The 2,825-nt window shown below is 73.8% G+C and carries 2 protein-coding genes and 2 pseudogenes; 3 read left to right on the top strand and 1 reads right to left on the bottom strand.

The features are described 5' to 3' along the window. A pseudogene (locus ECOMGDLI_RS02405) lies at positions 1-333 on the top strand (hypothetical protein); the annotation flags it as partial. Positions 334-433: 100 nt separating this feature from the next. On the opposite strand, the gene ECOMGDLI_RS02400 reads toward ECOMGDLI_RS02405, so the two are convergent. Then, positions 434-2,023, bottom strand: coding sequence for a helicase HerA-like domain-containing protein (locus ECOMGDLI_RS02400; RefSeq protein WP_088313244.1), 1,590 nt, complete (start codon positions 2,021-2,023; stop codon positions 434-436). Positions 2,024-2,153: 130 nt separating this feature from the next. On the opposite strand from ECOMGDLI_RS02400, the gene ECOMGDLI_RS02395 reads away from it, so the two are divergent. Next, positions 2,154-2,453: a type II toxin-antitoxin system VapB family antitoxin gene (locus ECOMGDLI_RS02395; RefSeq protein ID WP_088289337.1), complete on the top strand. Its 300-nt coding sequence runs from the start codon at positions 2,154-2,156 to the stop codon at positions 2,451-2,453. A 117-nt stretch (positions 2,454-2,570) separates the two neighbouring features. Beyond that, a pseudogene (locus ECOMGDLI_RS02390) lies at positions 2,571-2,825 on the top strand (Toxic cation resistance protein); the annotation flags it as partial.

Here is a 2,825-nt window from a genome sequence, read left to right as displayed (position 1 = left end):
GCGGCGAAGGCCCCGAAGGCGGGCTCCAAGGCCGGCTCCAAGGGCGGCTCGGCCGGTTCCACCGGCGCCGGCTCGGGTTCCTCGCCGGGCGGCGGCGCCACGACGGACGCGCCGACCGACGGGCCGACGGACGGCCCCACCGACGGCCCGACGGACGCCCCGGAACCGGGTGCCCCCGGCTCGGACGCCGCGATCGACCCGACCATCACGCTCGCGCCGACGTTCCGCCCGACGATGACGTTCACGCTGGCCCCCGGCGCCCCGACGGCGGTCGTGCCGCACGCCGAGGACGTCCGCGTGCCGCCGGTCGTCGACCCGGCGCCCGGGAGCTGACCGTGCGGACCCCCGCGCCCCAGGACCTGCCGCCGCCCGTGGAGGGCGCGGGCGGCGGCAGCGGGCGGGCGTGCGGCGGGGCGGACGACGGCGCGGCCGGTCAGCGGCGGCGCTTCGCCGTCCCGAGGATGCTCCGGGTGATCTCGCGCCCGAGGACCGTCCCGGCCGAGCGCAGGAAGCTCTTGAACGCCGAGGACTTCACGGCCTTCTCGACGATTCCGTCCTCCTCCTTCGCCGGCCGGCGCGGGGCCTCCCGCTCCTGGCGCGGCGCGGGTGCCGGGGCGGGCACCGGTCTGGCGGCCGCCCCCTCGGTCTTCTCGGCCGACGGCGGCGGGGCCAGCTTGGCGCGAAGCTTCTCGTACGCCGACTCCCGGTCGAGCGCCGTCCCGTACTTCGACTGCACCGGGGACGCCGCGACCGCGGCGGCCAGCGCCTCCGGCGGGGCCGGCGCCATGAGCGACTGCGGGGCACGCAGCCTGGTCCAGGCGACCGGGGTCGGGGCGCCGCGCTCGGAGAGCACCGTGATGACCGCCTCGCCGATGCCGAGGTTCGTCAGCAGCTCCTCGAGGTCGTACGACGACTTCGGGAACGTCGAGACCGCCGCCTTGAGCGCCTTGGCGTCCTCCGGGGTGTAGGCCCGCAGCGCGTGCTGCACCCGGTTGCCGAGCTGGGCGAGGACGTCGCCGTCGACGTCCTTCGGGGACTGCGTCACGAAGAAGACCCCGACCCCCTTGGACCGGATGAGCCGCACCGTCTGGGTGATCCGCTCGGTGAACGCCTTGCTCGCGTCCCGGAAGAGCAGGTGCGCCTCGTCGAAGAAGAAGACGAGCTTGGGCTTGTCGAGGTCACCGGCCTCGGGCAGGTCCTCGAAGAGGTCGGCGAGCATCCACAGCAGGAACGTCGAGAACAGCGCCGGCTTGTCCTGCACCGACGGCAGCTCGAGGCACGTGACGACGCCCCGGCCGTCGGGCGCCGTCCGCAGCAGGTCCCGGGTGTCGAACTCCGGCTCGCCGAAGAAGACGTCGGCCCCGGCGTCCGCGAAGGCGATGAGCTCACGGAGGATGACGCCCGCGGTCGCCTTGGACAGCCCGCCGAGACCCTCGAGCTCGTCCTGGCCCTCGTCGGAGATGAGGAACTGGATGACGGCGCGCAGGTCCTTGAGGTCGAGCAGGGCCAGGCCCGCCTCGTCCGCGAAGTGGAAGACGAGGGACAGGCTCGACGTCTGGGTCTCGTTGAGGTCGAGCACCTTCGCGAGCAGCGTCGGGCCGAACGAGGTGATCGTCGCCCGCACCGGGACGCCGCTGCCCTGGCCGCCGAGGCTCAGGTACTCGACCGGGCAGCCGGTCGGCACCCAGCTCTGCCCGATGGACGCCGTCCGGGCCGTGAGCTTCTCGTTCGGCTGGCCGGGCTGGCCGATGCCCGACAGGTCGCCCTTGATGTCGGCCATGAAGACCGGGACGCCGTTCGCGGAGAGCTGCTCGGCCATGAGCTGCAGGGTCTTCGTCTTGCCGGTACCGGTGGCCCCGGCGACGAGACCGTGCCGGTTGAGCATCCCGAGCGGGACCCGGACCTGCGCGTCGACGACGGGCTCGCCGTCCACGAGCAGCGCCCCCAGCTCGAGCGCCGGGCCGGTGAACGCGTACCCCGTCCGGACGACGGCGGCGACGTCTGTGGGCTGCTGCGACGACATCTCGGGACTCCCCGCTCGGGTGCTGGTGGGCCGTGCCGGTCACGCCTGACCGGGGCCGAGCCTACGACCGGGTGCCCCGTCAGGGCATGGCAACCGTGCCGGGAGCGTACGGGTCCGTAGAATCGACCGCGTGATCTTCAAAGGCGTGGGCGACACGCGTCCGTACCCGGACCACGGGTACACGACGCCGCGCCAGTGGGCGAAGATCGCACCGCAGCAGGTCAGGCTCGACCAGCTCGTCACGACGAAGACGACGCTCGACCTCACGCAGCTGCTCTCGGAGGACTCCACCTTCTTCGGAGACCTCTTCGCGCACGTCGTCCAGTGGCGGGAGACGCTGTACCTCGAGGACGGCCTGCACCGCGCCGTCCGGGCCGCCCTCGCGCAGCGGCCGGTGCTCCACGCACGGGTACTGGTTCTGGACGACTGAGAGGCGTCGATGGCTGCCGAGGACGACGTTCCCCCTGGCGACCTGCCCCCGGACGAGGCTGCGACTCCCGCGGAGGGCGACGCAACCGAGGCCGGGGGTCCGGGCGTCCCTGAGGACGTGACGACCAGCGAGCCGGGCGACGAGACACCGGACGACGAGACCGCCGTTGTCGGTGACGCCGAGCCGGACGCCGAGCCGGACGCTGAGCCTGACGCAGAATCGGACGACGAGCCGGCACTGGAGGCCGCGCCGGACGACGAGCCCGTCACGGACTCCGGCACCGAGCCCGTCACGGACTCCGGCACCGAGCCCGTCGCCGAGACCGGGCCTGCCGAGCCCGAGCCCGATGCGGTCGACGAGCCCGCCCCGGAC

This window comes from Kineosporia sp. R_H_3, from assembly GCF_002198675.1.
Classification (GTDB): Bacteria; Actinomycetota; Actinomycetes; order Actinomycetales; family Kineosporiaceae; genus R-H-3.
Note: the sequence above shows the minus strand (reverse complement) of the source record. Positions and strands in the feature narration are given on the sequence as shown.

Bases quoted from the DNA above. Each gene is read 5' to 3' on its own strand.
- ECOMGDLI_RS02400 (WP_088313244.1), bottom strand. From the start codon at position 2,023: ATGTCGTCGCAGCAGCCCACAGACGTCGCCGCCGTCGTCCGGACGGGG.